The organism is Streptomyces sp. NPDC030798 (assembly GCF_055572275.1).
In genome coordinates this window covers 1-5,111 of sequence record NZ_JBVIDR010000033.1, presented here as the reverse complement: position 1 = coordinate 5,111, position 5,111 = coordinate 1, and the positions used below count along the sequence as shown (strand labels likewise).

At 68.0% G+C, this 5,111-nt stretch carries 3 protein-coding genes and 2 pseudogenes; all 5 read right to left on the bottom strand.

The features are described 5' to 3' along the window. Positions 1–1,298: 1,298 nt before the first annotated feature. Entirely contained in the window at positions 1,299–1,979 is a 681-nt protein-coding gene (locus ACZ404_RS36830) for a hypothetical protein (protein WP_468447755.1), read from the bottom strand. A gap of 110 nt (positions 1,980–2,089) precedes the next feature. Continuing rightward, complete coding sequence (locus ACZ404_RS36825; RefSeq protein WP_468447753.1) at positions 2,090–2,620, bottom strand: SigE family RNA polymerase sigma factor; 531 nt, start codon at positions 2,618–2,620, stop codon at positions 2,090–2,092. Positions 2,621–2,703: 83 nt separating this feature from the next. Further along, positions 2,704–3,393: a hypothetical protein gene (locus ACZ404_RS36820; RefSeq protein ID WP_468447751.1), complete on the bottom strand. Its 690-nt coding sequence runs from the start codon at positions 3,391–3,393 to the stop codon at positions 2,704–2,706. Positions 3,394–3,935: 542 nt separating this feature from the next. Further along, positions 3,936–4,124 (bottom strand): annotated as a pseudogene (locus ACZ404_RS36815) (hypothetical protein); the annotation flags it as partial. Positions 4,125–4,462: 338 nt separating this feature from the next. Further along, a pseudogene (locus ACZ404_RS36810) lies at positions 4,463–4,981 on the bottom strand (transposase); the annotation flags it as partial. Positions 4,982–5,111 lie beyond the last annotated feature (130 nt).

Sequence of the window (5,111 nt, the reverse complement as noted above, 5' to 3'; positions counted from 1 at the left end):
CCGGTCCGGCAACAACGGCTCGATCCTCGCCCACTGGGCGTCAGTCAACGACACACATCAACCAACGATCCGGTGATCCGAAGGAAACGGCCTAGCCGAGGGTGCCTCTTCGTGTTGCATTGCCGTCCTGCTCAACGGGCAGTTTGTCAGGTAGCAAGGTGAGATTCACTGTGTAGATACGTGTCTCCGCAAATGTGCACTCCGCCGCCGTCCGCAGGTGGCATTTCCCTACGCGACCGCCGGGCGGCTCAGCAGGCCACGCTTCTCCTCCGCTGCAACGAGACCCAGGCGCCGCCGCCCGGCTGGCAGTCGAACGGCACCAACCTGGAGGAGCTTCTTCGACTGGTCCGCGGTCTCCCTACGTCCGCTGATCAAGTCTCCCCTGATCGTCCACGCCGGCTTCCACACCGCTCAGGGATGGACCTCCGCTCCTGGGTGCAGGACAACGCCGGCCACCGCTTCGATGTCAAGAGCACACCGTTCATCGACCTCGTCAACCAAGGCCCGCCAGGACGGAGCAACTTCCCAGAAGTCGCTGGAGGTGTGGCTTGCAGACCATCAATGCCAGGAGTAGGACAGCTATCAGGCAGCCAAGAGTTTCTGGCACTTCCAGCTGAACGCGGCCGCCTCCTACACCGTGCTGGCCCTGGTCCTGGGTGCCGCCGCCACGTGGTGGGTCGCTCGTCGAGCCGCCCGAGTCACGTGCCTCGCCGGCTGGTGGCTGCACCGGCGGACGGGGCTGCGGCCGACCCGCTTCCTCGATTGCGACGCAGCGTCGTCGGTGGCGGGTCGGCTGACTTGGCGACAGAACCCATGCCGTCGACCCCTACGACCGCGACGTCCGGCACTCACCGGCCGTCCACCCCAAGCACGCGACGGGCGGCGATGGCCCTGACGTAGGAGGCGGTGAACAGGGCGGCCAGGTCGGGCACCGTTCCGGCAGTTCTGCCGTGGCGCGTGCACCGCCTGCTTCGGTGAAGTCGCCCTCCATGGACAGCCAGGTATCGGCGTCCAGGTGGGTGTCGTTGTAGCCGTCGAGCCGGTTCACCAAGACCGTCTGGTCGAGCAGCCCGTTGATCGTGACGATCCGCTCGCGACCCAGCGAGAGCGGCTGGCACAAGGCGTCACAAGCGGGTTGTCCGAGTCGACGTAGAGCTGCGGTCTGCCTCGGCCCCGGCCACCCGGGGCGGCCGCCGATGACGGCCCGAAGCCCTGCCGGCGGGTGTCCCCCTCCACTCAGGCCAGTCGACCCGCCGACTGGCGCGCTTCCTGAAGCAGTCTGTCGCTGGCTGGGAGGTTCAGCGCTGTTCGGTGCTGTGGCTGAGGAGACGGTTGTCGGCGTCGTACTCATCGACGGCAGCGATGGTCTGCCCGGTGGCGATGGGGACGGCATACGCCCGGTAAGTGGTGCCCGGCACGCTCACCACCTCGACCGAGACGCGACGGCCGTCGCGGAACGTCACAGTGACGTGCGTGACGGCGGTCTCGGGGTGACCCACCAACAGCCGGTTCCCGCGCGTGCCCTTGTCGGTGTTGCCTCGCAGCCCCGCGCCGGTGTGGCCCTCGTCCCGGGCACCGTCCACCACATCGCAGTCGACCCAGGGGTCGGCCGCCTCCTGCCAGGGCACGCCGTCGATGACGCTCTGAGTACACAACAGACTGCGCCCCTTGGGAGCCGGGATGTGCAGCCGCTCAGGATAGGAAGGCAGGGTGAAGCCCTGGGGGAAAACCGAGTAGTACTTCAACCTCACCGACCACGGCTTGCCACCCAGCGTCCCCCGGCCGACCACGACCGTCCTCGGCGCTGCGGAGGGGGAGGCTGCAGCCGTAGCCCTGTGTTGAGACCGAATGTTGTCCGCCTTGGAGCCGTGCAAGAAAGGAGCCACGCCCAGGCCGAAGGTCATGACTGCAGCAGCGGACACCAGGACGGTGCGGCGGCGGGTACGGCGGGCCCGGCCGCGGTGCAGGATGTCGTCCACCGGTACAGCGGACGGCTGAGTGCGGCGGGCGCTGCGTGCCAAGGCCCGGCGCAGTTCCTGCTCGGCCGGGGAGGTGCTCTCGGTGTGGTCTGCTGCAGGGGGCTGCCAGGTCATGGGGCGTCTCCGAGGCTGGTGAGAGACTGGGCGGCCAGTGCCGGGTGGGTTCTGAGCTTGGCCAGGGCGCGAGAAGCCTGACTCTTGACCGTGCCGACTGAACAGTTGAGAGCCACGGCCACTTCCTCGGTGCTGAGGTCGTCCCAATAGCGCAGGACGATCACGGCCCGTTGGCGGGGTGGCAGCGCAGCCAGGGCCTCCAGGACCGCGTCCTGGCATTCGCTGTCCTGTGTCGCGTCCGATGGGGCGGTGTCAGGAAGGAGCGGCATCAGCAACTGCACGATGCGACGTTTGCGATGGCGGCTTCGATTGTTGTTGATCAGGGCTCGGCGCAGGTAGACGTCCGCTTCCTCCCTCCGCAGCCTCCGCCACTGTGGGTACACCTTGATGAGCGTGGTCTGCACGAGGTCCTCGGCCTCGTGGAAGTCGCCGGTGAGCATGTGGGCCGTACGTACCAGCCGCGGCCACCGCGCGATGGTGAACTGTGCGAAGTCCGCGTCGTCGTCGCGGTTCCTGCCGGGATACACGAAGAGACTGTCCCTGCGTCGGATGGTCGTGGAGTGGGATGGCCGGTGGCCGGGACCGGACGACGGGCCGGCCACGCATGCGGTCAGCGCTGTTCGGTGTCGTGGCTGAGGAGACGGTTGTCGGCGTCGTACTCATCGACGGCAGCGACGGTCTGCCCGGTGGCGATGGGGACGGCATACGCCCGGTAAGTGGTGCCCGGCACGCTCACCACCTCGACCGAGACGCGACGGCCGTCGCGGAACGTCACAGTGACGTGCGTGACGGCGGTCTCGGGGTGACCCACCAACAGCCGGTTCCCGCGCGTGCCCTTGTCGGTGTTGCCTCGCAGCCCCGCGCCGGTGTGGCCCTCGTCCCGGGCACCGTCCACCACATCGCAGTCGACCCAGGGGTCGGCCGCCTCCTGCCAGGGCACGCCGTCGATGACGCTCTGAGTACACAACAGACTGCGCCCCTTGGGAGCCGGGATGTGCAGCCGCTCAGGATAGGAAGGCAGGGTGAAGCCCTGGGGGAAAACCGAGTAGTACTTCAACCTCACCGACCACGGCTTGCCACCCAGCGTCCCCCGGCCGACCACGACCGTCCTCGGCTGCACCGTGCCGGGGAATGTCGTGCGGTCGGCGGGCTTCCCGGCAGCCAACGCGGCGGGCTCGCGGACGGTCGCGGCGCTGTTGTCCCGATGGCCGACGGCGGCGGCTGCAGCGGCGGTGATGGCCACAACCGCAATGCCTGCGGCGGTCGCGCTGGCGATTTTCTTGACCTGTGTCGTGGACACAGTTCTCCTTCTGCAGGACGGACGAGGAAGGAGTGGCGCCTCTCCAACCTCGAATACTCCGTTTCCGTGCCGGAGGTTGCATGGGTGGCGTCGGTGACATTGGACGGCTGATCCGCACTCAGGCCAGAGGCGCGCTTGATCGCAGCGTGACGGCTCCCCTTGCCGGCATGTGCAGATCGGCTGCCGCACGTTGGCAGCGTCCGCCGTGCAGATCTCGGGATTCGCGGGTAACCCGTTGGGCGGTGCTGCAGGGCAGCCGGCGACCGTGTCGTGATCGCGGTGATGCCGCCGGGGCGTCAGCGAAGTCCTGGAGGCACAAGGAGCAGCGCAAGGCCACTCCGCAGTTCCGATCACTGCCGCCGCCAGCGTTGCGGTGCGCTTTCTGTGCATGTCGAGATGGCCTCACAGGGGGCAGACGATCGAGAAGGGGGACCCAAGGGAAGATCCGTGCTCACCCTGTCGTCCGCAGCGCGGATGGTCAATACTCCTACTCGAGAGCGCTCTCATATCCATCCAGGTATTCGTCACCACTGGAGGAAGGGGCCCGCGAGCGGCATCGCGCAGGAGGCGCCGAACGCGGTGAACGCGAGGGCGAGGCCCAGTTGGCCGGCGCTGAGGGAGGCGTGGTCCTGGATCCAGGGCACGCGGGTCGCGAAGGAGCCGGTCACGGCGCCGTGAGGTCGGAATACGGTATTCCAGGACGGTGCCCATCCCGGCAGCAGCGCCACCACTCAGCCTCTCCCGACATCTGGAGGTCCCCATGAGCTACAAGGCCGCCGCAAACTCCCGCGGCCACTTCCGGCCCCTCAGGACCCGGAGCCGGCGTCCTTGGCCCGACCGTTGGCATACGTGTCCAGCGTGACGAACCTTCACTGGCCTTGCCCCTGGCTCGAGCAAGGCCCAATACCTGTGGATCACTCCTGACGGAAGGAAGGCGTACTTTCCCGACGGTCGATCGATAGGTCATCGAGCAAGGCCGACGTTGCCGCGTCGGTCGGCAGAGCCCGCCCCGTTCTCACGGTAGTCAACGAGGACGCCAGCACGCCAAGCGGTGGTGCACTGCTGGATGACCGGAGCCGTGGGGGTGGCCGCGGTCGGCGATGGCCGGGCGAATGCCGCGCTGCCAGAGCAGCCGCCGGTACTTGTCGTGGTCGTAGCCGCGGTCGGCGAACAGCATGCCCGGCCGCCGCCGCGGTCGGCCGACCACTCCGGCCACGGCGGCAACCTTGTCGCGCGAGAGGAATACCCTGTCCGTCGGTGAGGATGTGGTGCTTGCTGCCCGGCCATGCGCGGTCGACCGGGCTGGGACCGCTTTTGGGCCCCGCCGGGCCGGCCGTCCAGCTTCTTCGCCGACCGCAGCTTCTTCGACAGCACCACGTGCGGTTCGTCCCACACTCCGGCCTCGTTCCATGCGGCCGGCGCCGCCAGCAGGTCATGCCCGAACCGAAGCCCAGCTCCGGCAGGTACTCCCACTGGATCCCGGCGCGCAGCACGAACAAGATCCCGCACAAGGCCTGCCGGTCCGAACCTCGCGGGTGGCCTGAGATACCGGCTTCCGCCCCGGCCCGGGCAGCAACGGCTCGATCATCGACGACAGTTCGTCGGAGATGATCCACGGTCTCGGCTAGGCCGTTTCCTTCGGATCATCTCGCTGACCAGATGAAGATGGCGGCGAGGTGGAGTCCGGCGAGGTAGATGGTGGCGGTCTTGTCGTAGCG